The sequence below is a fragment of the Novosphingobium album (ex Liu et al. 2023) genome (assembly GCF_029076845.1).
Lineage (GTDB): Bacteria > Pseudomonadota > Alphaproteobacteria > Sphingomonadales > Sphingomonadaceae > Novosphingobium.
The window spans coordinates 1-24,314 of record NZ_JARESE010000049.1; the positions used below are offsets into that span (position 1 = coordinate 1).

General features: G+C 67.2%; 28 protein-coding genes. 19 read left to right on the forward strand and 9 right to left on the reverse strand.

From position 1 onward, the window contains the following. Positions 1-72 precede the first annotated feature (72 nt). The 8 genes from nifX (at position 73) to PYV00_RS14380 (ending at position 3,526) form a co-directional block, all read left to right on the forward strand. Complete coding sequence (nifX, locus tag PYV00_RS14345; protein ID WP_275228971.1) at positions 73-492, forward strand: nitrogen fixation protein NifX; 420 nt, start codon at positions 73-75, stop codon at positions 490-492. Position 493: 1 nt separating this feature from the next. After that, a complete protein-coding gene (locus PYV00_RS14350; RefSeq protein WP_275228972.1) occupies positions 494-952 on the forward strand; it encodes a NifX-associated nitrogen fixation protein in 459 nt (152 codons plus the stop codon). A 13-nt stretch (positions 953-965) separates the two neighbouring features. Beyond that, on the forward strand, positions 966-1,169 hold the full coding sequence (locus tag PYV00_RS14355) for a CCE_0567 family metalloprotein (RefSeq protein WP_275228973.1): 204 nt from the start codon (positions 966-968) through the stop codon (positions 1,167-1,169). Continuing rightward, a complete protein-coding gene (fdxB, locus tag PYV00_RS14360; RefSeq protein WP_275228974.1) occupies positions 1,166-1,459 on the forward strand; it encodes a ferredoxin III, nif-specific in 294 nt (97 codons plus the stop codon). The genes PYV00_RS14355 and fdxB overlap by 4 nt, the downstream gene beginning before the upstream one ends. A gap of 16 nt (positions 1,460-1,475) precedes the next feature. Further along, complete coding sequence (locus tag PYV00_RS14365) at positions 1,476-2,096, forward strand: nitrogen fixation protein NifQ (protein ID WP_275228977.1); 621 nt, start codon at positions 1,476-1,478, stop codon at positions 2,094-2,096. Further along, positions 2,093-2,479 carry a group III truncated hemoglobin gene (locus PYV00_RS14370; protein ID WP_275228978.1) on the forward strand — a complete coding sequence of 129 codons (387 nt, stop codon included), beginning with the start codon at positions 2,093-2,095 and terminating at the stop codon, positions 2,477-2,479. Before PYV00_RS14365 ends, PYV00_RS14370 begins: the two co-directional genes overlap by 4 nt. Then, entirely contained in the window at positions 2,476-2,883 is a 408-nt protein-coding gene (locus tag PYV00_RS14375; protein ID WP_275228979.1) for a Rieske (2Fe-2S) protein, read from the forward strand. The genes PYV00_RS14370 and PYV00_RS14375 overlap by 4 nt, the downstream gene beginning before the upstream one ends. Before the next feature lie 67 nt (positions 2,884-2,950). Further along, positions 2,951-3,526, forward strand: coding sequence for an NAD(P)H-dependent oxidoreductase (locus tag PYV00_RS14380; RefSeq protein ID WP_275228981.1), 576 nt, complete (start codon positions 2,951-2,953; stop codon positions 3,524-3,526). A gap of 31 nt (positions 3,527-3,557) precedes the next feature. Here PYV00_RS14380 and PYV00_RS14385 read toward each other — a convergent pair whose 3' ends face one another. Next, positions 3,558-4,166, reverse strand: coding sequence for a hypothetical protein (locus PYV00_RS14385; protein WP_275228982.1), 609 nt, complete (start codon positions 4,164-4,166; stop codon positions 3,558-3,560). A gap of 275 nt (positions 4,167-4,441) precedes the next feature. Here PYV00_RS14385 and PYV00_RS14390 point away from each other — a divergent pair, with 275 nt between their 5' ends. From PYV00_RS14390 to nifA, 11 genes are all read left to right on the forward strand, one after another. Continuing rightward, entirely contained in the window at positions 4,442-4,762 is a 321-nt protein-coding gene (locus tag PYV00_RS14390; protein WP_275228983.1) for a HesB/IscA family protein, read from the forward strand. A gap of 12 nt (positions 4,763-4,774) precedes the next feature. After that, on the forward strand, positions 4,775-5,707 hold the full coding sequence (nifU, locus tag PYV00_RS14395; protein ID WP_275228984.1) for a Fe-S cluster assembly protein NifU: 933 nt from the start codon (positions 4,775-4,777) through the stop codon (positions 5,705-5,707). 23 nt (positions 5,708-5,730) lie between these two features. Next, a complete protein-coding gene (gene nifS, locus PYV00_RS14400; RefSeq protein WP_275228985.1) occupies positions 5,731-6,933 on the forward strand; it encodes a cysteine desulfurase NifS in 1,203 nt (400 codons plus the stop codon). Positions 6,934-6,947: 14 nt separating this feature from the next. Continuing rightward, entirely contained in the window at positions 6,948-8,093 is a 1,146-nt protein-coding gene (nifV, locus tag PYV00_RS14405) for a homocitrate synthase (RefSeq protein WP_275228986.1), read from the forward strand. Continuing rightward, the gene (gene cysE / locus PYV00_RS14410) at positions 8,093-8,845 is read left to right on the forward strand and encodes a serine O-acetyltransferase (protein WP_275228987.1); all 753 of its coding nucleotides are present in this window, start codon (positions 8,093-8,095) and stop codon (positions 8,843-8,845) included. Before nifV ends, cysE begins: the two co-directional genes overlap by 1 nt. Further along, entirely contained in the window at positions 8,832-9,173 is a 342-nt protein-coding gene (gene nifW, locus PYV00_RS14415; RefSeq protein WP_275228988.1) for a nitrogenase stabilizing/protective protein NifW, read from the forward strand. Before cysE ends, nifW begins: the two co-directional genes overlap by 14 nt. 3 nt (positions 9,174-9,176) lie before the next feature. Continuing rightward, positions 9,177-10,034, forward strand: coding sequence for an electron transfer flavoprotein subunit beta/FixA family protein (locus tag PYV00_RS14420; protein ID WP_275228989.1), 858 nt, complete (start codon positions 9,177-9,179; stop codon positions 10,032-10,034). 14 nt (positions 10,035-10,048) lie between these two features. Beyond that, positions 10,049-11,149, forward strand: a complete 1,101-nt coding sequence (locus tag PYV00_RS14425) for an electron transfer flavoprotein subunit alpha/FixB family protein (RefSeq protein ID WP_275228990.1) — start codon at positions 10,049-10,051, stop codon at positions 11,147-11,149. A gap of 13 nt (positions 11,150-11,162) precedes the next feature. After that, positions 11,163-12,470 carry an FAD-dependent oxidoreductase gene (locus tag PYV00_RS14430; RefSeq protein WP_275228992.1) on the forward strand — a complete coding sequence of 436 codons (1,308 nt, stop codon included), beginning with the start codon at positions 11,163-11,165 and terminating at the stop codon, positions 12,468-12,470. Continuing rightward, complete coding sequence (locus tag PYV00_RS14435; RefSeq protein WP_275228993.1) at positions 12,467-12,772, forward strand: ferredoxin family protein; 306 nt, start codon at positions 12,467-12,469, stop codon at positions 12,770-12,772. The genes PYV00_RS14430 and PYV00_RS14435 overlap by 4 nt, the downstream gene beginning before the upstream one ends. 186 nt (positions 12,773-12,958) lie before the next feature. Next, positions 12,959-14,650 carry a nif-specific transcriptional activator NifA gene (gene nifA, locus PYV00_RS14440; RefSeq protein WP_275228994.1) on the forward strand — a complete coding sequence of 564 codons (1,692 nt, stop codon included), beginning with the start codon at positions 12,959-12,961 and terminating at the stop codon, positions 14,648-14,650. Positions 14,651-14,790: 140 nt separating this feature from the next. Here the strand turns inward: nifA and PYV00_RS14445 are convergent, their stop codons facing one another. From PYV00_RS14445 to modA, 8 genes are all read right to left on the reverse strand, one after another. After that, positions 14,791-16,125: an alkaline phosphatase family protein gene (locus PYV00_RS14445; RefSeq protein ID WP_275228995.1), complete on the reverse strand. Its 1,335-nt coding sequence runs from the start codon at positions 16,123-16,125 to the stop codon at positions 14,791-14,793. A 147-nt stretch (positions 16,126-16,272) separates the two neighbouring features. Then, a complete protein-coding gene (locus PYV00_RS14450; protein WP_275228996.1) occupies positions 16,273-19,122 on the reverse strand; it encodes a TonB-dependent receptor domain-containing protein in 2,850 nt (949 codons plus the stop codon). A 99-nt stretch (positions 19,123-19,221) separates the two neighbouring features. Continuing rightward, on the reverse strand, positions 19,222-20,193 hold the full coding sequence (locus PYV00_RS14455; protein WP_275228997.1) for a FecR family protein: 972 nt from the start codon (positions 20,191-20,193) through the stop codon (positions 19,222-19,224). After that, positions 20,168-20,785 (reverse strand): RNA polymerase sigma factor, encoded by a 618-nt coding sequence (locus PYV00_RS14460; protein ID WP_275228998.1) that lies wholly within the window; start codon positions 20,783-20,785, stop codon positions 20,168-20,170. Before PYV00_RS14460 ends, PYV00_RS14455 begins: the two co-directional genes overlap by 26 nt. 178 nt (positions 20,786-20,963) lie before the next feature. Then, a complete protein-coding gene (locus PYV00_RS14465; protein ID WP_275228999.1) occupies positions 20,964-22,067 on the reverse strand; it encodes an AraC family transcriptional regulator in 1,104 nt (367 codons plus the stop codon). A gap of 78 nt (positions 22,068-22,145) precedes the next feature. Then, positions 22,146-22,760: a molybdenum ABC transporter ATP-binding protein gene (locus PYV00_RS14470; RefSeq protein WP_275229000.1), complete on the reverse strand. Its 615-nt coding sequence runs from the start codon at positions 22,758-22,760 to the stop codon at positions 22,146-22,148. A gap of 7 nt (positions 22,761-22,767) precedes the next feature. Continuing rightward, positions 22,768-23,460, reverse strand: coding sequence for a molybdate ABC transporter permease subunit (gene modB / locus PYV00_RS14475; protein ID WP_275229001.1), 693 nt, complete (start codon positions 23,458-23,460; stop codon positions 22,768-22,770). A gap of 11 nt (positions 23,461-23,471) precedes the next feature. Next, positions 23,472-24,242 carry a molybdate ABC transporter substrate-binding protein gene (gene modA / locus PYV00_RS14480; protein ID WP_275229002.1) on the reverse strand — a complete coding sequence of 257 codons (771 nt, stop codon included), beginning with the start codon at positions 24,240-24,242 and terminating at the stop codon, positions 23,472-23,474. Positions 24,243-24,314: the final 72 nt, after the last annotated feature.

Consider the following 24,314-nt stretch of genomic DNA (forward strand, 5'->3'; position numbering starts at 1 on the left):
CAAGGTCAACAACAGCTTTTAATGAATTGAATTTCTCCTTTCTTTTCAAACCCAACGCACGGAGCTTGTCCCATGAAAGTCGCCTTCGCCACCCAGGATCTCGAACGGATCGACGCGCATTTCGGCTGGGCGCGCAATCTTGCGATCTATGATCTCACGCCTGAAGGCTGGTCGCTCGACAAGGTCGAGGAGTTTTCCGGCGAACTCAACGAGGACGGCAACGAGGACAAGCTGGAGCCCAAGCTGAAGGCGCTGCGGGGCGTTTCGATCCTCGTCGTCGCCGCGATCGGCGGATCGGGCGCGGCGCGGGTGGTGGCGCAGAACATCCACCCGATGAAAGTGGCCGAGCCCGAACCGATCGAGGGAATGCTCGAAAAACTGCGGCAAGTGCTGTGCGGCACGCCGCCGCCGTGGCTGCGCAAGGTGCTTGCCCGCGATGGCGAGCGCCAGTTCGATGCCAATGCGTTCGATTTCGAAGAAGAGGAAGCGTGAGATGACCGGAACCGTTATTGAAACGCCCGTGATCGAAGGATTCGCCGCTGCGCTGGTCCGCCAGATCCGCGCGCAGGACACCCACGGCCACTGGGAGCGCAAGAGCGACCACCAGTTGCTCGAAGACTTCATCCTCGACAGGGAAAAGCGCCGTGCGATCCCGATCATCGGCGATCCCGATCCCGATACGCTGTGGCGGCTGGAGCTGTTCTATGGCGCGCTGTGCCTGGAGATCGAGCGGCGCTGCCGCCGCATGGTCCAGCCGATGATGAAGATGAGCCACGAAGGCTTCGGCCGCATGGTGCTGATCGCCGGGCGGCTGGTGGTGGTGAACAAGCAGTTGCGCGACGTGCATCGCTTCGGCTTCGACAGCCTCGACAAGCTCAACGCCGAGGCCGAGAAGCTGATGGCCTCGGCCATCGACCTGATCGAGCGGTTCCCCGCCGTCGCCGATTATTGAGGAGGCGGCCCCCATGTCCGACATCGAGAGCCTGAAGGGCGAGCTCAAGAAGCTTTCGGCCAAGGCGATGCAGGCGAAGATGGACTTGCACGACTTGTCCGAGGAACTGCCCGCCGGCGTCGAGACGGTGATGGCCGTGGCCCAGCGCGTGCGCGATGCCTATGCCGCGCTCGATGCCAGGCGCGCCGAGCTGAAGGCGCTGGAGGCGGCGGCGTGACCGCGCTGCTGACTCGCGGCGGGCACGAATGGGTGCCCGACTATCTCGTCGCGATCGACCCGGACCTGTGCATCGGCTGCGGCCGCTGCTTCAAGGTCTGCGGGCGGGACGTGATGACGCTCAAGGGCCTTACCGGCGATGGCGACATCGTCGAGCTTGAAGAGGATGACGACGAGGAGGATATCGAGAAGCGGGTCATGGCCATGTCCGATCCCGATGCCTGCATCGGCTGCGGCGCCTGCGCGCGCGTTTGCCCCACCAATTGCCAGACCCACGCTCTGGCGGCATGATCGCGGAGACCTGAACATGAGCCGGGCCGGAGACATCTACGCCGAACTGCTCTGGCTTGGCACGAAGGCCGGGGCGGCGCTGTTCGATACGCATGTCGCCGCCTCGATCATGGCGCTCGCCGTGGCCGAGGCCCAGGCCGAGGGCACATCGCTGTGCGAGGCGATCGGCCTCGACGATGGTGAGCTGGCCGAGCTGATCGCGCAGTGCTTTCCCGAGGCGCGGATCGAGATCGCCGGCCGGCCGATGCTCACGCAGGAAGAGCAGGCGCTGCGCGACATCCTGTGGATGAATGCGGCGCAGGCCTCGGTGCTGGAACTGTTGCTCGCCCGGATGATCGCGCGGCGCTGCCAGCGGCCCAACCACTTGTGGCAGGATCTGGGGCTGGGCGATCGGGGCGAGCTGTCCATGCTGATGGAACTGCATTTCCCGCGCCTTGCCCGCCGCAATTCGGCCGACATGAAGTGGAAGAAGTTCTTTTATCGCATGATGTGCTCGTCCGAGGGGTTCCGCCTCTGCGCCGCGCCGGTCTGCACCGAGTGCGACGATTTCGAGGCCTGCTTCGGCAGCGAGGACGGCGAGGCGCTGCTGGCGCGGATCGCCAACGGGCGTACCGGCGCGATGGAGGCGCGGATATGAGCGGCGATGGCGATCCCGAAGCGGCGATCATGGCGATGGTGCGCCGCTTCTATGACCTGTGCCTGGCCGATAGCCTGCTGGGCCCGATGTTCCGTGCCAAGATCGCCGATTTCGCCGAGCACTATGGCATCGTCGCCGATTTCTGGTCGCACTCGCTGCTGGGGACCGACCGCTACCGGCGCGGCACGCCTTACGTGCATCACGTTGGCCTCAAGGTGGAGGAAGACCACTTCACCCGCTGGATGGCGGCCTTCGAACAGGCGGTGGCGGAAACTCTCCCGGCCGGGTTGGCCGAAACCGCGATGAAGCGCGCGCGGCACATGACGCAGAGCTTCCGCATGGGGCTGCTGCCGCTGCCCAAGCCGGCGCCACAGACGACATGACCGGAGCGGTCTTCGCGATCTGCGCGGCGCAGGACATTCCCAACCGCCGTGCCGTTCCCTTCGTGCTCGCCAGGCGCGACGGGAGCGGCACGGTGCGCCCCTGGCCGATCTTCGTGCTGCGCTGGGGCCGCAACGTGCGCGCTTACGAGAACCGTTGCCCGCACCAGGACACCAACCTCGACTGGGAACGCGGCGAGTTTCTCGACGGCGCGGGAACCCGCATCCAGTGCGGCAAGCACGGCGCGCTGTTCGATCTCGGCTCCGGCGAATGCGTCGAGGGGCCGTGCCTGGGCGCGCGGCTTGCCGCGATCGACGTCTCGATCGACGCCGAGGGCGACATCTGTCTGGCGGGGGGCACGCTGGTCGAGGACGACGATGTCGACAGCGGGCAGGGGCTCGAATAACCGACCTGTCCGCCGCCCGCTTGACCGTGATCAAGGCATGTCGCCGCCGGCCGGGTAGCCTGCGGACATGACTCGCATTCTCGTCATCAACGGCCATCCCGACAGCGGGCGGCATTTCCTCCATGTCGCGGCCGATGCTTATGCGGCGGGCGCCGCGACAAGCGGCCACGAGGTGCGGCGGCTGGATGTCGCCGCGCTGGAATTCCCGCTGATCCGCTCCGAACAGCAGTATCACGACAATGCCTTGCCCGAGGATATCGCGAAAGCGCAGCAGGACATCCTCTGGGCCGAGCACCTGCTTATCCTGTTCCCGCTCTGGCTCGGCGATGCCCCGGCCTATTTCAAGGCATTCCTGGAGCAGGTCGCCCGGCCCGAGTTCGCCTTCGTGCCGAAGGAGCACGGCTTCCCGCAAGGCCGGCTCGCGGGCCGTTCGGCGCGACTGGTGGTTTCGATGGGGACGCCGACGCCGATCTATTCCTATTACTACGGCGGGCACGGGGTGAAGAGCTTCAAGCGCAACATCCTGGAATTCGTCGGCATCCATCCGGTGCGCTATGCGATCATCGGATCGGTGGGCGGCCCGGCGCGGCACCGCGAGAAGTGGCTCGCGCGGCTGAGGCACTGGGGCGAGCAGGCCGCCTGACGCGCAGGCGCGCCCGCCCCGTCGCCGCGGATCAGACCGGGCGGTTCTCGTTGCGGTTGCGCACCGGTTCCATGATCGCGACGCCGTCCTCATAGCCCAGCATCGGGAATTCGAGCTTCGCGCCCGCGAGTGCATCGAGCACGTATTCAAGCTTCCCGGCGCCGTTCATCTTCTTCACGTCGTTCTTGTCGATGCCGACGAGTTCGAGCGTTTCCTTCCACACGGTGGATTCGTCGAGCGGCAGCACGCGCGCGATCACGCCGCCGGGCAGCGGCACCGAATACTTCTTCAGGAAGTCGATGTTGTTGACGAAGAACACATAAGTCCCTTCCGGCACGAGGACGTCGCCCAGCACGTCGCCCACGTCCTTCAGCCAGGCGAAATTGTGCAGATAGCCGGCGAGCACCGGGATCTTGCCGGTCGCGCTGTCGGCGACGGCAAGCACCTGCTCCACCGAATAGGCCGGCGGGCGCGCCTCGTCGGCGACCTGATCCTGGAAGGCGAGGGCGATATCGCCGCGAAAGCCGAAAGTTCCGGCCCTGGGCAGCGGCTCCTTGAGGACAGCGTTGAGCAGGCGGTGCTGGGCGGCCAGCGTGCCGAAGGCGGTGTCTTCGAGCCGGACGGCGGAGAGAGTCGACATCTGGGTTTCCTTGGGTTGCAGGGCAGGGTTTGCACCGCGCCGGGTTGAGCCTGGCCCGTCATGCACGAACCGCGCCGTTTTCCTTTCCCCGGGCGAATGCGCGATCCGGCCGCTCCGCTTTGTGTGCAACGCAACAAGACCGCTGTCTCGATTGTGACGAATCCGACATGCGGCGCGTGTCGCGAAGCCTTTCCCGTCCCCGAAATGCGGGCGATTTCGCAATTGGCACGGGGCTTGCTGCAAGGCCGTCAGGAACAGTCCCAGCGGAGCAGGCCATGATCGTCCTTACCGACAGCGCCATCGAAGCGGTCCGCACCGCGATCGCCAAGGCCGCAGCCACCCCGGCGGGGCTGCGCATCCAGGTCGAGGCGGGCGGCTGCGCCGGCTACAAATACATGATGGGCCTGGTCGGCGCGCCCGATGCCGACGACGTCGTGATCCAGAACGACGGCGTCGCGGTGTTCATCGATCCCGTCAGCCAGCCGCTGATCGAGGGCACCGTCATCGACTTCGTCGTGGCGCTCGAAGGCTCGGGCTTCACTTTCGAGAATCCGAACGCAAGCAACCGCTGCTCGTGCGGCAAGTCCTTCGGTTGAGGGAGACCGGCAATGTGGGAATACAGTGACAAGGTCAAAGACTACTTCTTCAACCCCAAGAACAGCGGGGTGCTGGAAGACGCCGACGGCGTCGGCGATGTCGGCGCGATCAGCTGCGGCGATGCGCTGCGCCTGATGATCAAGGTGGACGAACCCACCCAGTTGATCACAGACGCCCGCTTCCAGACCTTCGGCTGCGGCTCGGCGATCGCGTCTTCCTCGGCGCTGACGGAACTGATCATCGGCAAGACGATCGAGGAGGCGATGACCATCTCGAACCAGGATATCGCCGATTTCCTTGGCGGGTTGCCGCCCGAGAAGATGCACTGCTCGGTCATGGGCTACGAGGCGCTGCAGGCGGCCGTGGCCAATTATCGCGGCGTCGAATGGGTCGACGACCATGAGGAAGGCGCGCTGATCTGCAAGTGCTTCGGCATCGACGAAGCCATGATCGAGCGCACCGTGCGCGCCAACGGCCTCACCAGCCTGGACGAGATCACCAACTACACCAAGGCGGGCGGCGGCTGCTCGACTTGCGCCGAGGGCATCGAAGGCGTGCTTGAGCGCGTCAATGCCGAGATGGTGGCCACAGGCGATCTGGCGGCGGACCGGGCCTTCGTGCCGGGCGCCATGCCGCGTCCTGGCAAGCCGAAGAAGGTCGCGCCGATCGCGCCGGCCGGCGCCAGGGCGAAGGGCGCGCCGCTGACCACGCTGCAGAAGATCCGCCTGATCGAAGAGACGATCGAGACGATCCGCCCCTCGCTCCAGCGCGACGGCGGCGATTGCGAGCTGGTCGATGTCGACGGCAACCGGGTGATCGTCAAGCTCACCGGCGCCTGCGTCGGCTGCCACCTCTCCAGCGCGACGATCGAAGGTGTGCAGGCCCGGCTGGTCGAGGCCGTGGGCGTGCCGCTCATCGTCGTTCCCGCCGCCCCCGTGCACTGATCGAACAGGAAAGGCACGCCGCCATGGAACCGGTCTATCTCGACAACAACGCGACCACCCGCACCGACCCGGAAGTGGTGGCGGCGATGTTGCCCTTCTTCACCGAGCAGTTCGGCAACGCCTCCTCGATGCACGCGTTCGGCGCCGAGGTCGGCGGCGCGATGGCCACTGCCCGCAAACAGCTCCAGGCGCTGCTCGGCGCCGAGTTCGACCATGAGATCGTCTATACCTCGGGCGGGACCGAAGCCGACAACATGGCGATCCTCTCGGCACTCGAAACGCAGGGAGATCGCGACGAGGTCGTGACTTCGGCGGTCGAGCATCCGGCGGTGCTGAGCCTTGTCGCGCATCTCGAAAAGACCGGGCGGGCCAAGGTCCACGTAATCGGCGTCGACGCCAAGGGCCGGCTCGATATCGAGGCCTACCGCAAGGCGCTCGGCCCGAAGACCGCGATCGTCTCGATCATGTGGGCCAACAACGAGACCGGGACGATCTTCCCGGTCGAGCAGCTCGCCGCGCTGGCCCACCAGGCCGGAGCGCTGTTTCATACCGACGCCGTGCAGGCGGTGGGCAAGATTCCCATCGACCTCAAGACCTCGGAAATCGATATGCTCTCGCTCTCCGGCCACAAGCTGCACGGGCCCAAGGGCGTGGGCGCACTCTTTGTGCGCAAGGGCGTCCGCCTGCGCCCGCTCGTTCGCGGCGGCCATCAGGAGCGCGGCCGGCGCGCCGGTACCGAGAACGTGCCGGCGATCATCGGGTTGGGCCGGGCGGCCGAACTGGCGCTGGCGCACATGGCGGACGAGCAGACGCGCGTCGCCGCCTTGCGTGACCGGCTCGAACAGGGGCTGCTCCAGCGGATCGGCAATTCGTTCGTCACCGGCGATCCCGACAACCGCCTGCCCAATACCGCCAATGTCGCTTTCGAATATATCGAGGGCGAGGCGATCCTGCTGCTGATGAACCGCGAGGGCATCGCCGCGTCATCCGGCTCGGCCTGCACCTCGGGCTCGCTCGAACCCAGCCACGTGCTGCGCGCGATGAACGTGCCTTACACGGCGGCCCATGGCGCGATCCGCTTCTCGTTCAGCCGCGAAAACAGCGAGATCGACGTCGACCGGGTGCTCGAAGCAATGCCGCCGATCATCGAGCGCCTGCGCGAGATGTCGCCCTTCTGGCGCGAGCGCGACAAGGCCGCCGGCGCGTTCAACCCGACTTACGCCTGAGGAAGGATCACGCCATGGCCGGACTGAAGCTCCCGATCGTCATCAACGACAGCACGCTGCGCGATGGCGAGCAATCGCCCGGCGTCGCCTTCACTTTCGAGGAAAAGCTGGCGATCGCCGCCGCGCTCGACGCGGCCGGAGTTGACGAGATCGAGGCGGGAACGCCGGCCATGGGCCCGCAGGAGATCGAGGCCATCGCCGCCATGGTCGATCGGGTCGAGCGTGCCGCGATCATCCCCTGGTGCCGCATGACCCGCGACGACGCCGGCCGGGCGCTGCTGACCGGAACCGGGCGCGTGCATCTTTCGGTGCCCGTGTCCGATCGCCAGATCCGCGCCAAGTTCGGCACTGGCCGCGCCGACGTGCTCGCGCGGATCGCCGATGTCGTCGGCTATGCCCGCGATCTTGGCCTGCGCGTGTCAATCGGCGGCGAGGATGCGAGCCGGGCCGACATGGATTTCCTCAAGCGCGTCGTCGTCGCCATCGAGGAAGCCGGCGGCCACCGCTTCCGCTTCGCCGACACGCTCGGCGTGCTCGATCCGTTCCGCACTTGCGACATCTTCCGCGAACTGGCGCGCGAGACCGATATCGAGCTGGAATTCCACGGGCACGATGACCTGGGCCTTGCCACCGCGAACACGCTCGCGGCGGTGCGCGGCGGCGCCACCCATGCCAGCGTCTGCGTGCTTGGCCTGGGCGAGCGGGCGGGCAATGCCGCGCTGGAGGAAGTGGTGACGGCGCTGGGTGAGACGCTCGGCCTTGCGACCGGGGTGGACCTCACCCGGCTGCCGGCGCTGGCCCAGATGGTGTCGGATGCCTCACGCCGCGCGATTCCCGAAAGCAAGCCGATCGTCGGCTCGATGATCTTCACGCACGAATCGGGCATTCACGTCTCCGGCCTGCTGCGCGATGCCGGCACGTACGAGGCGCTCGACCCGGCGAAGTTCGGGCGCGAGCGGCGGATCGTGCTGGGCAAGCATTCGGGCCGCGCGGCGGTGCGCTCGATGCTGCGCTCGATCGGCCTCGAAGCCGATCATGAACGCATCGCGCGCATTCTCGCCGAAGTGCGCGAACGCGCGCAACGCACCAAGCAGAGCATCGGCGTCACCGAACTTGCCGCGCTCCATCTCGCCAGCGCCGAACCGCAGGGCATGGCCTGATGCCCGCCGCCCCCCCCTTCGACCGGGTACCCATCGCCCGCCGCCAGCCATCGCTCCTTGCCTTGGCGCGCGACGATATCGCTTGCGTCGCGGCGCGCGATCCGGCGGCCGGGGGGCGGTGGGAAATCGCGCTGACTTATCCGGGCGTGCACGCCATCATCTGGCACCGCATCGCCAACCGGCTGTGGCGGGCCCGGCTGCGCTTTCCCGCGCGCTTTCTCGCGTGGGTGGCGCGGCTGCTGACCAATGTCGATATTCATCCGGCGGCGCGGATCGGCGCGCGCTTCTTCATCGATCATGGCGCCGGCGTGGTGATCGGCGAGACCGCCGAGATCGGCAACGACGTGACGCTTTATCACGGCGTCACGCTGGGCGGCACGAGCTGGTCGCCGGGAAAGCGCCATCCGACACTGGAAGACGGCGTGCTGGTTGGCTGCGGCGCGAAGATCCTGGGGCCGATCACGATCGGCAAGGGCGCGCGGGTCGGCGCGAACAGCGTCGTCGTCGATCCGGTGCCGCCGGGCATGACGGTGATCGGCATCCCCGGCCGCCTGGTGCGCCCGCAAGGCGAGCGGCGGCGGCTCTCGGGCCGGATCGACCTGGACCATCACCTGATGCCCGACCCGGTGGGCGACGCGATTTCCGAGCTTCTCGACCGGATCGACTTTCTCGAAGCGCGGCTGGCGCATCGCGAGGCGGGCCGGCGCGAGCGTCCGGTCCGCGAAACGGAGGACCGCCATGAGCCTGCTTGACGAACTGCAGGGCCTGTCGAGCGCCGAGGAGTTCTTCACCTTCCTCGACGTGCCGTTCGAACCCGCCGTGGTCCATGTCGCCCGGCTCCACATCATGCGCCGCATGGGCCAGTACCTGCGCGGCAGCGAGGTGGAAGGCGCGTTGAGCGATGCCGGCGACGCCGCGCTGTTCGCGTTGTGCCGCGAGCATCTGGCGCAGGCCCATGCCGATTTCGTCGCCTCATCGCCGATCGAGCAGCGCGTGTTCAAGGTCCACAAGGACGCCGTGGCGCCCAGGCCCGAGCCGAGCCGGCCCTTCGTTCCCCTTTCAGCCCTGACCGGAGAATAACCCATGCATATCGTGGTGTGCATCAAGCAGGTTCCCGACAGCGCGCAGATTCGCGTCCACCCGGTGACCAATACGATCATGCGCCAGGGCGTGCCGACGATCATCAACCCTTACGATCTGTTCGCGCTGGAAGAGGCGCTGCGGCTGAAGGAGCGCTTTGGCGCCACCGTGACCGTGCTCACCATGGGCCCGCCGACCGCCGCGGATTCGCTGCGCAAGGCGCTGACCTTCGGCGCGGACCGGGCCGTGCTGCTGACCGACCGCTACTTCGCCGGCTCGGATACGCTGGCCACCAGCTTCGCCCTGTCGATGGCGCTCAGGAAGATCGCCGCCGATTTCGGCGCGCCGGAGATCATCTTCACCGGCAAGCAGACGATCGACGGCGATACCGCGCAAGTCGGCCCCGGCATCGCCAAGCGGCTCGATTATAACCAGCTCACTTACGTCTCGCGCATTGTCGAGACCGATCTCGATGCCGGCACGATCCGCGTGGAACGCCGGGCCGAGGGCGGCATCCAGGTGCTCCAGACCCGGCTGCCCGTGCTCGTCACCATGCTGGAGGCGACCAACGAGATGCGGCGCGGCTCGATCGAGAACGCGCTGATCGCCGCGCGCGCCCCGGTCGTGACGTGGAACGCCACTGATGTCGGCATCGAAGACCTGACCAAATGCGGCCTGCGGGGCTCGCCCACCATCGTCAAGAAGGTGTTCGCGCCAACCGCGCGGACCGAGAAGGCCGTGATCGTCGATGCCGATGGCTCGGCCGACGCGAAGGCGCAAGCGCTGGTCGAGGCGATTTTCGCGCGTGCGCCCACGGTCGAACACGAACTCAACGAACAGGCCGCGCACCATTACGTCTGAAGGAGGCGAAGATCATGGCTGAGGAGAAGAAGCCCGCTCCACCGGCCGCCGGTGGCAGGGCCAATACCAAGAAGGAACTGCCCGAGCACTTCAAGGCGTACAAGCACGTCTGGGTGGCGGTGGAGATCGAGCACGGCCAAGTCCATCCGGTATCCTATGAACTGCTTGGCGAAGGCCGCAAGCTGGCCGACAAGCGCGGGGTGGAGCTGGCGGCGGTGGTCATGGGCGATGATCGCGCCAGCCTTGAGGACGCGGCCGTGGCCTGTTTCGAATATGGCGCCGATTGCGTCTATCTCGCGCAGGACCCGGCGCTCGCGCATTACCGCAATGAGACCGCGACGCGGGTGCTGACCGATATCGTCAACACCTACAAGCCGGAAATCCTCCTGCTGGGCGCGACCAACCTCGGCCGCGATCTGGCCGGTTCGGTCGCGACGACGCTGCTGACCGGGCTGACCGCCGATTGCACCGAACTGGCGATCGACGAGGAGGGCTCGCTCGCCGCGACCCGGCCGACTTTCGGCGGATCGCTGCTCTGCACGATCTTTACCCTCAACTTCCGGCCGCAGATGGCGACAGTGCGTCCGCGGGTGCTGGCCATGCCCGAGCGTGAGGCGGGGCGCACCGGCCGAATCGTCGAGTTCGCGCCCGGCCTGGTCGAGGACGACATCGTCACCAAGGTGCTCGATTTCATCGCCGATCGCGACAGCGACAAGGCACAGCTGCCTTATGCCGATATCGTCGTTGCTGGCGGGCTGGGGCTCGGCTCGGCGGAGAATTTCCAGCTCATCCGGGAACTGGCTGGAGTGCTGGGCGCGGAATATGGCGGCTCGCGCCCGCTGGTGCAGAAAGGCTGGATCACCTCGGACCGCCAGATTGGCCAGACCGGCAAGACCATCCGGCCCAAGCTCTATATCGCCGCCGGCATCTCGGGCGCGATCCAGCATCGCGTCGGCGTGGAGGGAGCGGACGTGATCGTGGCGATCAACACCGATCCCAACGCGCCGATCTTCGAATTCGCCCATCTCGGCATCGTCGCCGATGCCGTCACGCTGTTGCCGGCGCTCAGCCAGGCATTTGCCCGGCGCCTGCGCGTCAACCGGCTCGCAAGCTGAGGAGGACCGGACAATGATCGAGGAGAAGTTCGACGCGATCGTGGTGGGGGCGGGGCCTTCGGGCAATGCCGCCGCCTATACGATGGCCAGGGAGGGGCTCAACGTCCTCCAGATCGAGCGCGGCGAGTATTCCGGCTCCAAGAACGTGCAGGGCGCGATCCTCTATGCCGATGCGCTGGAGAAGATCATCCCCGATTTCCGCGAGGATGCCCCGCTCGAACGCCACGTTATCGAACAGCGCATGTGGATGATGGACGACAAGTCCCACACCGGCGCGCATTATCGGTCCGAGGATTTCAACGAGGAAAAGCCCAACCGCTACACCATCCTGCGCGCGCAGTTCGACAAATGGTTCAGTTCCAAGGTCCGCGAGGCGGGCGCGCTGGTGCTGTTCGAGACGACCGTGACCGAGCTGGTCAAGGATCTCTCGGGCCAGGTCATCGGCGTGCGCACCGACCGGCAGGGCAGCCCGATCATGGCCAATGTCGTGATCCTGGCCGAAGGCGTGAACGGGCTCGTCGGCCAGCGTTCGGGCCTGCGTGACGAGGTTTCGCCCGACAGCGTCGCGCTCGCGGTCAAGGAAATGCACTTCCTGCCGCGCGAGACGATCGAGGCGCGCTTCAACCTCACCGGCAACGAAGGCGTGGTGATCGAGGCCATGGGCACGATCACCCGGGGGATGACGGGCACCGGCTTTCTCTACACCAACGAGGAATCGATCTCGGTCGGCATCGGCTGCATCGTCTCGGACTTCGCCGAGAGCGACGTGACGCCCAACGAACTGCTGGAGGCGTTCAAGAACCATCCCTCGATCAAGCCGCTGCTGGCGGGCAGCGAGTGCAAGGAATATGCCGCGCACCTGATCCCCGAGGGGGGCTACCGGGCGATCCCGCGGCTGACCGGGCCGGGCTGGATCGTCGTCGGCGACGCCGGGCAATTCGTCAACGCGGTGCATCGCGAGGGCTCGAACCTTGCCATGACCACCGGCCGGGTCGCGGCCGAGACGGTCGTCGCGCTGACCCGCAAGCGCGAGCCGATGACGGCGGCGGCGCTCAAGGATTACGAGAAGCGGCTGGAACAGACCTTCGTCATGAAGGATCTGAAGAAGTACCAGGGCATCCCAGCCCTGCTCCACGCCAGGAAAGGCGCGTTCTTCGGGGCCTATCCCCGGCTGGTCAGCCAGGCGATGCAGACCTGGTTCCGCGTCGACGGCACGGACAAGAAATCCAAGGAACAGGCGATCTACCGCAACTTCCGCGAAACCCGCACGCTCTGGGGTATGCTGGGCGACGCTTTCAACCTGGTGAGGGCATGGCGATGAGCAATGCAGTGACGGCGCCGCGCGCCAAGGTAGAGGAAAAACTGTTCCAGAACCGCTATCTGGTCGATGCCGGCAGGCCGCATATCAAGGTGCGGCCGCATGATGTGCCATCGGCCAGCCTGCTGGCGATGATCACGCTGTGCCCGGCCGGCTGCTATACCACCACCGAATCCGGGCAAGTGGAAGTCGCCGCCGACGGGTGCCTCGAATGCGGGACATGCCGCATCGTTACGCGCAAGACCGGCGAAATCGAATGGAACTATCCACGCGGCGGCTTTGGTGTCCTTTACAAGTTTGGATGATCCGATCACCGAATTCCGCTTGTCGAATCGGCGGAAACCTGAGACTTTTCTGGTTCTGTTGCAAAGCGGCGGCGGCAAGCGTGGCGCACCAGCGGCAGATCGGGAGGCGAATGTCCTGACGGCAGAAAGGTTTCCGTCATGGGCAGCTTTGCCGGTAAGGCCAGACCAGACATACCCGGACCGATCGTGAGTTCCTACAGCCGTCAACCGAGCCATACGCGCGCGGACATCGCGTTGCGCGGCGTCTACGAGATTTCCAAGGTGCTCGCGGTGCCGGGCCGGCTGGAATCGACGCTGGCCAATGTCCTGACGCTGCTGTCCAGCTTCCTCGACATGCGGCACGGCCTGGTGACGCTGGTGGACGAGCGCGGCGTCCCGCTCAACGTCGTCGGCATCGGCTGGAGCGAGGAGCGCGCCCGCGCCTGGCTGGGCCGGGTGCCGGAACGGGCAGTGGCGCAGATCTGCGGCACCGGGATGCCGGTGGTGGTCCATAACATGGAAACCAGCGCCCTGTTTCCCGAGTGGTCCTTCGACGGGCCGCTGCCGCTGGACGGCCGCGTCTCGTTCATCGGCGTGCCGATCAAGGATCGCAACAAGGTGGTCGGCACGCTGACGATCGAGCAGATCTGGGACGAGACCACGACCTATCATGCCGCCGACGAGGACGTGCGGTTCCTGACCATGGTGGCCAACCTGATCGGCCAGACCATCCGCCTGCTCGAAATGGTGCAGCGCGATCGCGAGCGGCTGATGGACCAGCAGCGCCGGCTGGAAAAGGAACTGGTGCGGGAACCGGCGGTGCCCGCGTCGGGCCGGGGCAAGGTCAGCGATGTCGGCATCGTCGGCTCCAGCGCCGCGCTCAAGCACGCGCTCGACCAGATCCGGCTGGTCGCGCGCAGCCACTCGGCCGTCTTGCTGCGCGGGGAATCGGGCACCGGCAAGGAACTGTTCGCGCGGGCCGCGCACGATTTCTCGCCTCGCGCCAAGAAGCCCTTCATCAAGCTCAACTGTGCCGCCTTGCCCGAATCGGTGCTGGAATCCGAACTGTTCGGCCACGAAAAGGGAGCCTTCACCGGCGCCGTCGCCCAGCGCAAGGGACGCTTCGAACTGGCCGATGGCGGGACGCTGTTCCTGGACGAGATCGGCGACACTTCGCCCGCCTTCCAGGTCAAGCTGCTGCGCGTGCTGCAGGAAGGCGAGTTCGAGCGGGTGGGCGGCAACCAGACGATCAAGGTCGACGTCCGGCTGGTCTGCGCGACCAACCGGAACCTTGAGGAAGCCGTCGCCAGGGGCGAATTCCGCGCGGATCTGTATTACCGGATCAACGTCGTCTCGGTGCGGCTGCCCGCGTTGCGCGACCGGCGCGAGGACATTCCCGATCTGGCGCGCGAATTCCTGCGCCGCTTCGATGAGGAGCACCATACCGCGCACCAGCTGTCTCCCTCGGCGATCCGCGTGCTGGAAAGCTGCTATTTCCCCGGCAATGTCCGCGAACTGGAGAATTGCATCCGCCGCACCGCGACGCTCGCGCATGACGACCGTATCGGCGAGGATGACTTCGCCTGCCGCAACGACGAATGCCTTTCGGCGACCTTGTGGAAATCCGCCGTCTCGCCGCCGTTCCCGATCGTGCAGCCGCGCCCGCGCGACCTTGCCCAGACCGCGCCCGAGCCGCCGCGCCGGCTGACGCTGGACGACGAGGAGGAGGACAGCGAGGACGCGCCGGTCGACAACGTCAAGGTTGGCCGCCGCGAACTGGTCGATACGCTGGAAGCGACCGGCTGGGTGCAAGCCAAGGCCGCGCGCAGGCTGGGCCTCACCCCGCGCCAGATCGGCTACGCCATCCGCAAGTACGGCGTCGAGGTGCGCCGGCTGTAGGGCCGCTCGCCATTCCGCCCTGGCCGCCTGAAAATGGCGGTTTTCCGTGCTTCCGGTGCTCGCGTACGGTTAGTACGCTGCGCTCCGGGTCACGAAAAACCCTCATTTTCGGCGCGCTGTCTTCTGAATGACGATCGGCCCTAGAAGGCCGCGTGGCCGTCGGCGTCGGGCATCGCGATGCGCAGCAGCCCGGCCACGGTCGGCGCGATGTCGCGCTGGTCGATCAGGCCGATGTCGCCGCGTTGTGGCACGCCGGGGCCGCTGGCGAAGAAGGCGGAGTTCATTTCCGGCTGGTCGGGGAAATAGCCATGGCTTCCCCCGGTTCCGGTGGGCTGCACCATCGGGCCGGCCGGATCGCCGCCGGCAAGATAGCCGCTCTGGAAATCGACCCAGAAGCTGGCTTGCGGCGAGCCGCCCATGCGCGCGATCCCGGCCGCGTCGATCACGCGGCGGATGTGGTTCGCGGGGTCGGCGGCCAGCTTGTCCAGCAGGGCCCGGGTCCGGGCCTTGAGCGCCTTGTCCCGCGGATCGGCCAGCATGATCGGCACCGAGGCGCCGCCCCAGGGCGCTGCCCGCCAGGTGACGATCCGGTGCGAGGCGGGATCGAGCGTGAGCAGCCCGGCCTGCGCGAACGCGCGCAGGAGATTGACGCTGTGATGCGTGGGGGCAAAGCCATGGTCGGAAACGATCACCACAACGAGGTCGGGCTCGACCCGGCGCGCCGCGTCCACGATCGTGCCGACGGCGGCATCGACCGCATGGAGCGCGGCCCTGGCCTCGTCCGAGCCGGGGCCATGGACGTGCTGGACATGGTCCAACTCGCCCAGATGGATGGTGAAGAAGCGGGGTTTGCCAAGGGCATAGATCGCGGCGGCGAAGCCCGCCTTGGCCATGTCAGAACAAGGCGAGGCGCCGACCCGGCCACCGACATCGAAGCCGACCGCGCGATCCACGGCTTCGGCCTTGCTCGTGCCGCCCAGCCGGCGCAGCAGCTTGGGATCGCTGCGGTCATGATCGCGCGGATAGTCCGGGAAATTGTAGGTGATGTTGGGCGATCCGACGCTCGCCGGCCAGGAGATCGACGCGGTCGTGCCGCCGGCGGCGTGCACCAGATCCCACAGCGTGGGAACCTTGATGTCGTCGGCATACCAGTACCAGCCCATCGTGTTCAGGCCGGTCGGATCGAAGCCTTCGTTGTCGGTAATGCCGTGGCGGGCCGGGGCAACGCCGGTGATCAGCGTGAGGTGGCTGGGCCGGGTAAGCGTCGGCAGCGATCCGCGAACGCCGCTGGCATAGCTTCCCGCCAGCATTACCCGCCGCATGTTGGGCACCGAGATGCCGCGCTGTTCGGCCTCGATCACATCGCCGGGGCGCAGCCCGTCGATCGAGATCATCAGCACCGGCTCGGCCCGCGCGGTCCAGGGCAGGCCGGCGGTCAGCAGGAGGGCGATGGCGGCGCGGGCGAAGACGGACATGAGGGGAAGCCTTTCTGGTCGGCCCGCTCCTGCGAGCCACGCGAAGGATCGGGGCCGGCGGGCCGGCCGCCCCTGGCTTGACGGCTCCCCCCGGATCGACCGGAGAGAGCCGCGTTCGCCATTCCGGCGGCGGCGGGCCGCCCGCCGTCAGAAGGTGAGCGTCAGACGGCCGTAGTAATAGCCGCCGTTGATCCCGAACGACCCGTCGGTCAGATAGCCGTTCCAGGAATAGCCCCGGTCGCCGGTCAGGTACTGGTTCTTGCGGATCTTGTCGTAAGGCAGCTTGGACGGATAGTGATTGGTCAGGTTGTTGGCGCCGATCGCCACTTTCACGTTCCGGGTCAGCTGGTAGGCGGCTTCCAGATCGGTGATGAATGCGGCGTGGTTCTTGTAGACGAAATCGACCCCGGAAATACTGGTCAGCGTCGATTGCGACGAATAGTAGTTCTCCCGCAGGTTCAGGCTGAAATCACCCATCGTCCAGAACGCGTTGAGCACGGCGCGGAACTTGGGAAAGCTGTTTTCCCATGACCAGATCGAATACTTGTTCATCAGCGCGGTCGCGGCCGGGTTGATCGTGCTCTGATAGAGCTTGGAAGGCGGCGCGCCGACCTTGGTGACTTTCAGCTCGTTGTAATTGGCCGCGAGCGACCAGTCGATCCCGCCCAGGCTGCCCAGATCAGTCTTGTAGTTGACCATCAGGTCGATGCCGCGATTGCGTGTGTCCATGCCGTTCACGAAAGTCTGGATCGAGACCGCGCCGTCGACATTGCGCGTGCCCGCCAGGTTCTTCAGGATATAGCTTGGAATCTCGCCGCCCAGCGAGGCCGCGACGGCGTCCAGCACGGCCTGCTGGTTGTAGATCGCGTAGGTATCGGCATTGTAGACACCGCACCGATTGGCGTCGAACGCGCCCGATTCCTTGTAGCCTTCGGGGCAGGCATTGCCGAGATAGCCGTAATAGCTGCCCGACATGACGATGCGATCGCGAATGGTCGTCCAGTATCCGTCGATCGTGATCGACAGGTTGCGCGCCGGCTTGAACACGAAGCCAAGGTTGTAGCTCGTTGATTTTTCCGGCTTCAGGCCGCCGAAGCCCAGGCTGACCGCCGCGTTCGATCCGGGCGGGAACAGGCCGCTGACGCCGACGGTGCCGACATTGACGCCCGAATAGAAGCTTTCGCCCAGCGTCGGCGCGCGAAAGCCGGTGGAGATGGTGCCGCGCACCGCGAACGCGCTCGACAGGTCGAGCCGGGTGGTGAGCTTGAGCGCGGTGGTATCGCCGAAATCGCTGTAGCGTTCGTGTCGCACCGCGCCCTCGACCAGCCAGCCGTCGACCGGCTTCACCGCCAGATCGAGATATTGCGAGAAGTTGGTGCGGTGGTGGCCGCCGGCGTTGTTCGGGCCATAGCCGATGAAGGCCTGCGCGCCGCTGGCGTAGTAGGAGGCAGGATCGCCCTGGCCGATGCCGTAAGTCTCGCGCCGCCATTCCAGGCCGCCGGCCACGGTCAGCGGGCTGGCAAGGCCAAGGTCGAACTCGTGCGTCAGGTCCAGCGTGTTGCTCCACTGCGAGGCCGTGAAGGTGCCGTCGTAGAAGGTGTCGGGCGTGAAGCCCTTGTCCTTGTAAAGCGAGGCATTGGCCGATTTCTCGACATAGACGGCGAATTCGTCGCGGCCATAGGTCGAGGCGATGTCGAAGGTCGTGCCGCCGAGGTTGCCCTTCAGCCCGGCCGAGAACGAATAGTCGGTATCGTCACCCCGCAGAACCGGCGCGAAGCCGCCGGGAAACAGCGGCGTGCCATTCGCGCTGGTGACGACATCGGGCGGACGGTAGTTCTGCCGGGCGCGCACGATCTTGTGGGCCCAGCTGCCGAACGTATAGAGTTCGACATCGCCGAAATCGTAGCCGCCGTTGAAGTTCACCGTCGTCTGCTTGGACTGCGGATCACCCAGCCGCTTGTTGACGTAAGGATAGTCCGGCATCTGGGCGATGGCGGGATAAGTCGACAGATAGCGCTGCGCGACGGCGCTGGGGCCATAGACCAGCGGATTGACGTCACCGCGAAAGCTGTAGTCGTGCCGCTTGTTCTCGGCCGTGAGGTTCAGATAGGCGTTCTCGAACGGGGCGATGCCGATATTGCCGGACACCGAATAAGTCTCGCCGCCCTCGTCGAAATACTGGCCGGCGGTGGCATTGATGGTGCCGCCGTGATCGGCCTTCTTCTGGATGAAGTTGATCACGCCGGCGATCGCGTCGGTGCCGTATTGCGCGGCCGCGCCGTCCTGCAGCACTTCGACCCGGTCGATCGAATCGGGCAGGATGAAGCTGACGTCGGGCGCCGCGCCGCCGTTGAACACGCCGCCCGCCACCGCGACGTTGGCCGTGCCGTGGCGGCGCTTGCCGTTGAGCAGGACCAGCGTGTGGTTGGGGCTGAGGCCGCGCAGGCGCATCTGCTGCGTCGCCGCCTGAAGATCGCTGCCGAACGCCTGGACCTGCACCGTGGGCAGGTTCTGCGCCAGGCTCTGGATCATGTCCGGCTGGCCGGTGCGCTTGAGCTGGTTCTGGTCGATCACCTGGATCGGCGTCGGGCTGTCGGCCGCGCGCATCCCGGCCACGCGCGTGCCGGTGACGATGATTTCGGCCTGCGCTTCGCGTTCGGCCAGAGCCGTGTCGGAGAAGCGGGCATCGCTGGTCGTGTCGGCCACCAGGCTGATGGTCTGGCCGTTGCGGGCGCCGACGCGCAGGCCGGTTCCTTGCAGCAGGTGGGCCAGCGCCTGGTCGACGGCGAGCCGGCCTTTCACCGCACGGGTGCGCTTGCCGTCAAGGCCGCCGGCCGGCGCGACGATCTGGACGCCGGCCTGCCGCGCGAACGCGGGAATGCCGGTCACGGCCGACTGGGCGGGAATATCGAACAGGCGCGCTTGCGCCAGGGCGGGCTGCGCCGTGCACACCGCGACGACCGCCGAAGCGGCGCCAAGAGCATATTGCAGTTTCATAAAGTCCCCCGGATATGTGGCCGGCCAGGCCGGCGACAGCCGCTAGATGCGGGGGCGGGCGAGTTCCTCCACTCGCGCCGGGGGTTTTTTTTACCGGGGCTATCGCGACAGGTGGATCTCGTCCTGACCGGCGCGGACTTGCGCGCCCAGGCTGACGGCGATCGCCGTGGCGAAGCCCTTGGGATCGTTCGCGGCGAACAGCCCGGTGATCCGTTCCTCAGCCAGCTTCGGATCGTCGATCACGATGCGGTTGCGGCCATAGCGGTCAAACCGCGAGACCACTTCGCCCAGCGTCTCGCCTTCGAACGAGAGCATCCCTTCGCGCCAGGACAGCGCGCGGCCGATCTCGTCCTCGTCATGGCGCACCGGCGTGGGCGGCGTCCATTTGTCCGCGTCGAGCAGGTTGACCGAATAGTTCGATTCCACCAGCAGCGGCGCGGCGGCCCTTGGCTGGCTCAGGCGCGAGACCGAGACTTTCCCCTCGCTCACCAGCACGAGCACCGGCAGGCCATCGAACACGCGCACGGAAAAGGCGGTGCCGACCGCGCGCACCACCAGATCGCGCGCGTTGACGTAGAACGGGCGCGCCTTGTCGTGCGCCACTTCGAAATAGGCCTGGCCCGACAGCAGCGTGACCCGCCGCGCTTGCGCGGTGTAGGCGACGGTCACGCGCGTATCGGCATCGAGCGTCATCACCGATCCGTCTTCCAGCGAGATCCGCCGGATCTCGCCCAGCGCGCTCGTCATCGGCGTGGCATCGCGCGTGAGCCGGGGGATGAGCACCACCGCCGCCAGCGAAGCGGCCAGCGCCGCGCTGCCGATCAGCGCTGCCCGGCGCGACAATACCGGCAGGCGCCGCGCCCGATCGGCCTCCAGCACTTCGCTGCCCAGCGCGCCCGCGCGTTCGGCATGGAACCAGATCGCCTGCGCGCGCGCCAGGGCGCCGATACGGCGCATGTCGCCGGCCAGCCATTGATCCAGCCTGACGCGCTCCTCGTCCGACAGACCGCGATCGCTCAGGGCGGCCCAGTTGGCGGCCTCCTGATCAATGGCCTCGGCGGTCTCTTTCATCGACATTCGGCGCGGGGTCTTCCTGAAGATCGGCAGCGTGTTCGGACATGGATGCAGTGCGAGCCGATTTTCCGCCACGTCCAAATTGTTTCATCAATTGCTGTATCGCACGAGCAATGTGTTTTTCAACGGTACTTTCGGCCAGCCCCATGGCGGCGGCGATCTCGCGCTGCGAGAGCCCCTCGACCCGGCGCAGGGTGAAGGCCCGGCGCGTCTGGGGCGGCATCGCGCGGATCGCGTCGGCGACGCGCTTCAACTCGTCGCGGCCCATGGCATGGCGTTCGGGCGAAAGCGTCTCGGACTGGACATCGAATTTCTCGATGTCGCTGACCGCTTCGATGCGCACCACTTTCGATCGGCGCAGGCCCTGCAGGACCAGCGATTTGGCGATCTGATAGATGTAGGTGCGCGGGTTGCGGATGTCGTCCACCGATTCGCGCGTGGCCAGCACCGCGTAAGTCTCCTGGATCAGATCGTCGATATCCCAGGAAGAAAGGCCGGCGTAGTGTTTGAGCCAGCGGCGCAACTCCGGCTCCAGCGGCACCACGTGGGCGGTAAGCCATCGGCTGCGCTGAGGATCGAGCGGATGCATTGGCGCGCATATCGGGCCGGTTTATGACATCAGGAGGTCGATCGGCGGGCGCGCGGCCCGCGGCCCATTGCCCGCGCGCGGTTGCGACGGGCGCGCGATCGGCCCGGCGGGACGGTCATTCCACGGCGGCGGCGGCGCGGCGAAGCTGCGTGGGCGCGCGATCGGCCCGGCGGGACGGTCATTCCACGGCGGCGGCGGCGCGGCGAAGCTGCGTGGGCGAGCGGCCGAACCAGCGGTTGCAGCTTCGCGTCATGATCGATTGCTCGGCAAAGCCCAGCCGCTCGGAAATGCGCGCCAGATCGAGGTCGGTCTGCTGCAGGTAGTATTGCATCACGTCGCGCCGCACTTCGTCCTTCACCTGCTGGAACGAGGTGCCCTCGCGCGCCAGCCGGCGGTGCAGCGTGCGCACGTGCAGGTTGAGCGCGCGGGCGACATCGGCGTTGGTGCAGGCGTTCTGCCCCAGCCGGCGCATGACGATGCCGCGCACTTCGGCGTGGAACGGCGGGTGCTGGCGTGTGAACCGATCCGCGATATAGGCCGTCACCCGGCGCAAGGCGCGGCTGTCGCCATGGACGATCGGGCAGGCGAGATCGGCGGCGGAGAACACGACGCCGTCGGCTGGCTCGCCGAAGCGCACCTCGCAGCCGAAATAGCGGCGATAGACGCGCGGGGGAGAGACCGGCTGGTGGCGGAAATGGATGCGCCGCGCGCGCGCATGGCCCTGGGTCAGCTCGATAGCGGCAAGATGGCCCAGCAGCAGGATCTGCTCCATCGTCTGCGCGCGATGGGCCAGGTGATCGAGCAGGATGTCGTGCCCGGCGAACACCAGCTTCTCCTCGGGCAAGGGGTGCAGCCAGACGCGCGCGGCCAGGCTGTGCGCATAGCTGTGCCGGCTGACATAGCCGAGCGCATCGCCCAGGCTGCGCGAATGGCGCATGACTTCGCCAAGCGGTCCGAACACGCCGGCCCCGCCTTGCCGCACCGCCAGCCGCATCCCCAGATCGGGGCAATCGAGCGCGTGCGCGGCCCGCTCCATCAGCCGGATTGCCTGCCGGTAGGTCAGTTCCGGCTCCGCGCGCGAGGGCCCGGCGTCATCGGCATCGACCGGATTCCCGCGCAGCGCGGCGGGATCGCCGCCCAGGTCCGCGACCAGTTCGGGCAGGAATTTCAGCAGCCGCGCGTGGACCCGCTCGAAATCCTCGTCCCGGATCGCGGGGGCAGGCAAGGGGGAGGCGGGCAAGGTTGGCGCGGGCGGGGCGGGGGATGGGCCGGGCATGGTCATGGCGTTCCTGATCGGCGGGCCGGGACCATCGGCGCTTTGTCCGAATCAGTCAAACCGCAGCGGCGATGACGGCTGGCCTCAACAGGCCCCGTCCAGTCGCACGATATGGCTGGCCAGCCGCTCGACCTCGCCGCTGTCGTGGCTGACGTAAAGGATCGGCAGGCGCAATTCGTCGCGCAGCCGTTCGATCACCACCATGATCTCCTCGCGCCGCGCCAGATCGAGCGAGGCAAGCGGCTCGTCCATCAGCAGGAAGCGCGGGCCGCTCAGCAGCGCCCGGCCGATGGCGACGCGCTGCGCCTCGCCGCCCGAAAGCGTGCGCGGCCAGCGATCGAGCAAAGGCGCGATGCCCAGGAAATCGGTCGCTTCCTCCAGCGCCATCCAGCGGCTTTCGGGCGGGGCCAGCTTCCAGCCGTAAAGCAGGTTGGCGCGGACCTTCATGTGCGGGAACAGGCGCGCGTCCTGGAACACATAGCCCGCGCGGCGCTGCTGGGGCGGCAGGTCGATCCCCGCCGCGCTGTCGAACAGCACGCGGCCTTCGATGGCGATGCGGCCGCGATCGGGCCGGAGCAGCCCGGCGACCATGTTGAGGATCGAGCTTTTGCCTGCGCCCGACGGGCCGAACAGCGCGGTCAGGCCATCCGCGCTGGCGAACGCCACGCGCACTTGCGCATCGCCGAGCCGGCGTTCCACCGCCACGTCAAACAAGGCCGCTGCCTCGCCCGCCGCGCCGCGTCAGCACTTCCGATGCGGCCAGCGCCAGCAGCGAAAGCACCACGGCGATCACCGCCAGCCGCGTGACCGCGTTCTCCTGGCCGGGAACCTGCAACGCGCCATAGATCGCGATCGGGATCGTGCGGGTTTCGCCCGGGATGTTAGAGACGAACGTGATCGTCGCGCCGAATTCGCCGATCGAGCGCGCGAAGCCCAGCACCGCGCCAGCGGCCAGGCCCGGCATGGCTAGGGGCAGGGTGATCGTGCGGAACGTGTGCCAGGGCGATGCGCCCAGCGTGCGCGCGGCGCTTTCCAGCCGGCGATCCACCGTCTCGATCGAGATCCGCATCGCCCGCACCATCAGCGGCAGGGCCATCACGGCGGCGGCCAGCGCGGCGCCGGTCCAGCGGAACATCAAAGAGATGCCCAGCCATGCCTCCAGCCAGCGCCCCACCGGCCCGTTGTTGCCGAAGGCCAGCAGCAGCAGCCACCCGGTCACGACCGGCGGCAGCACCAGCGGCAAGTGCACCAGCGCGTCCAGCGCCAGCTTGCCCGGCAGGCGCGTGCGCGCCAGCACCCAGGCGAGGCCGAACGCGATGGGCAACATGCCGCCCACGGCGACGCCGCTCACCCTGAGCGACAGCCGGATGACCTCCCATTCGTCGGGCGTGAGCAGCAAGCCGCCGGCCCTCAGCGCGCGGTGAAGCCGTGCCGCACGAAGATCGCCTTGCCCTCGCGCGAGATCAGGAAGCGGCGGAACGCTTCGGCCTGCGGGTCGGTCGATGTCTTGAGCAGCGCGATCGGATACGTGATCGGCGGGTGGGTGGCGGGCGGAAAGACGCCGATCACTTTCACTTGCGTGGAAGCGCGCGCATCGGTGGCATAGACGATGCCGAACGGCGCGGCGCCGCGCTCCACCAGCGCGAGGGCGGCGCGCACGTTCTCGGCACGCGCCACTTTGGGCGCGACCGCGGTCCAGACGCCCAGCCGGGTGAGCGCTGCCTTGCCGTATTTCCCGGCCGGCACCGCATCGGGATCGGCCATGGCCAGCCGCCCGTTGCCCAGCGCCCGTGCCAGCGGGAAGCCGCGCGCGATCGTCAGCCGCGCGGTGCTGGCGGCCGGCGCGATCAGCACCAGCCGGTTCGACAGGAAGGCGGTGCGCGTGCTCGGGCGGATCAGCCCCTTGCCGGCGACATGGTTCATCCAGTCCTCATCGGCCGAAACGAACAGGTCGGCCGGCGCGCCCGCCTCGATCTGGCGGGCCAGCGCGGCGGAACTGGCGAAGGAGATGACGGGCCGGGGATGCTTGCGCGCGGCCCAGGCATCGGCCGCCTGGTTCATCGCTTCCTGCAGGCTCGCGGCCGCGAGGACCAGTGGCCCCCGGCCTTGCGCGTGGGCGGGCCCGGCTGCGAGCAGGCAGGCGAGGAGGAAAATCGCGATCTTGCGAAGGATCGACAGCATGGCGTTCCCGGTGAAAACTATATCGCCACGTATATAGTAGGGCGCCGGTGCGGGCAATGCGAAAGGCGGCGC

What these genes read in the sequence shown, in the direction of transcription:
- PYV00_RS14385 (WP_275228982.1), bottom strand. Translation starts at nt 4,166, where the DNA reads ATGTCGACTCTCTCCGCCGTCCGGCTCGAAGACACCGCCTTCGGCACG.
- PYV00_RS14445 (WP_275228995.1), bottom strand. Translation starts at nt 16,125, where the DNA reads ATGTCCGTCTTCGCCCGCGCCGCCATCGCCCTCCTGCTGACCGCCGGC.
- PYV00_RS14420 (WP_275228989.1), top strand. Translation starts at nt 9,177, where the DNA reads ATGCATATCGTGGTGTGCATCAAGCAGGTTCCCGACAGCGCGCAGATT.
- nifS (WP_275228985.1), top strand. Translation starts at nt 5,731, where the DNA reads ATGGAACCGGTCTATCTCGACAACAACGCGACCACCCGCACCGACCCG.
- PYV00_RS14425 (WP_275228990.1), top strand. Translation starts at nt 10,049, where the DNA reads ATGGCTGAGGAGAAGAAGCCCGCTCCACCGGCCGCCGGTGGCAGGGCC.
- PYV00_RS14435 (WP_275228993.1), top strand. Translation starts at nt 12,467, where the DNA reads ATGAGCAATGCAGTGACGGCGCCGCGCGCCAAGGTAGAGGAAAAACTG.
- PYV00_RS14390 (WP_275228983.1), top strand. Translation starts at nt 4,442, where the DNA reads ATGATCGTCCTTACCGACAGCGCCATCGAAGCGGTCCGCACCGCGATC.
- PYV00_RS14465 (WP_275228999.1), bottom strand. Translation starts at nt 22,067, where the DNA reads ATGACCATGCCCGGCCCATCCCCCGCCCCGCCCGCGCCAACCTTGCCC.
- PYV00_RS14450 (WP_275228996.1), bottom strand. Translation starts at nt 19,122, where the DNA reads ATGAAACTGCAATATGCTCTTGGCGCCGCTTCGGCGGTCGTCGCGGTG.
- PYV00_RS14375 (WP_275228979.1), top strand. Translation starts at nt 2,476, where the DNA reads ATGACCGGAGCGGTCTTCGCGATCTGCGCGGCGCAGGACATTCCCAAC.
- PYV00_RS14365 (WP_275228977.1), top strand. Translation starts at nt 1,476, where the DNA reads ATGAGCCGGGCCGGAGACATCTACGCCGAACTGCTCTGGCTTGGCACG.
- nifU (WP_275228984.1), top strand. Translation starts at nt 4,775, where the DNA reads ATGTGGGAATACAGTGACAAGGTCAAAGACTACTTCTTCAACCCCAAG.
- modA (WP_275229002.1), bottom strand. Translation starts at nt 24,242, where the DNA reads ATGCTGTCGATCCTTCGCAAGATCGCGATTTTCCTCCTCGCCTGCCTG.
- PYV00_RS14455 (WP_275228997.1), bottom strand. Translation starts at nt 20,193, where the DNA reads ATGAAAGAGACCGCCGAGGCCATTGATCAGGAGGCCGCCAACTGGGCC.
- cysE (WP_275228987.1), top strand. Translation starts at nt 8,093, where the DNA reads ATGCCCGCCGCCCCCCCCTTCGACCGGGTACCCATCGCCCGCCGCCAG.
- nifV (WP_275228986.1), top strand. Translation starts at nt 6,948, where the DNA reads ATGGCCGGACTGAAGCTCCCGATCGTCATCAACGACAGCACGCTGCGC.
- PYV00_RS14355 (WP_275228973.1), top strand. Translation starts at nt 966, where the DNA reads ATGTCCGACATCGAGAGCCTGAAGGGCGAGCTCAAGAAGCTTTCGGCC.
- PYV00_RS14380 (WP_275228981.1), top strand. Translation starts at nt 2,951, where the DNA reads ATGACTCGCATTCTCGTCATCAACGGCCATCCCGACAGCGGGCGGCAT.
- PYV00_RS14350 (WP_275228972.1), top strand. Translation starts at nt 494, where the DNA reads ATGACCGGAACCGTTATTGAAACGCCCGTGATCGAAGGATTCGCCGCT.
- PYV00_RS14370 (WP_275228978.1), top strand. Translation starts at nt 2,093, where the DNA reads ATGAGCGGCGATGGCGATCCCGAAGCGGCGATCATGGCGATGGTGCGC.
- PYV00_RS14460 (WP_275228998.1), bottom strand. Translation starts at nt 20,785, where the DNA reads ATGCATCCGCTCGATCCTCAGCGCAGCCGATGGCTTACCGCCCACGTG.
- nifX (WP_275228971.1), top strand. Translation starts at nt 73, where the DNA reads ATGAAAGTCGCCTTCGCCACCCAGGATCTCGAACGGATCGACGCGCAT.
- nifW (WP_275228988.1), top strand. Translation starts at nt 8,832, where the DNA reads ATGAGCCTGCTTGACGAACTGCAGGGCCTGTCGAGCGCCGAGGAGTTC.
- PYV00_RS14430 (WP_275228992.1), top strand. Translation starts at nt 11,163, where the DNA reads ATGATCGAGGAGAAGTTCGACGCGATCGTGGTGGGGGCGGGGCCTTCG.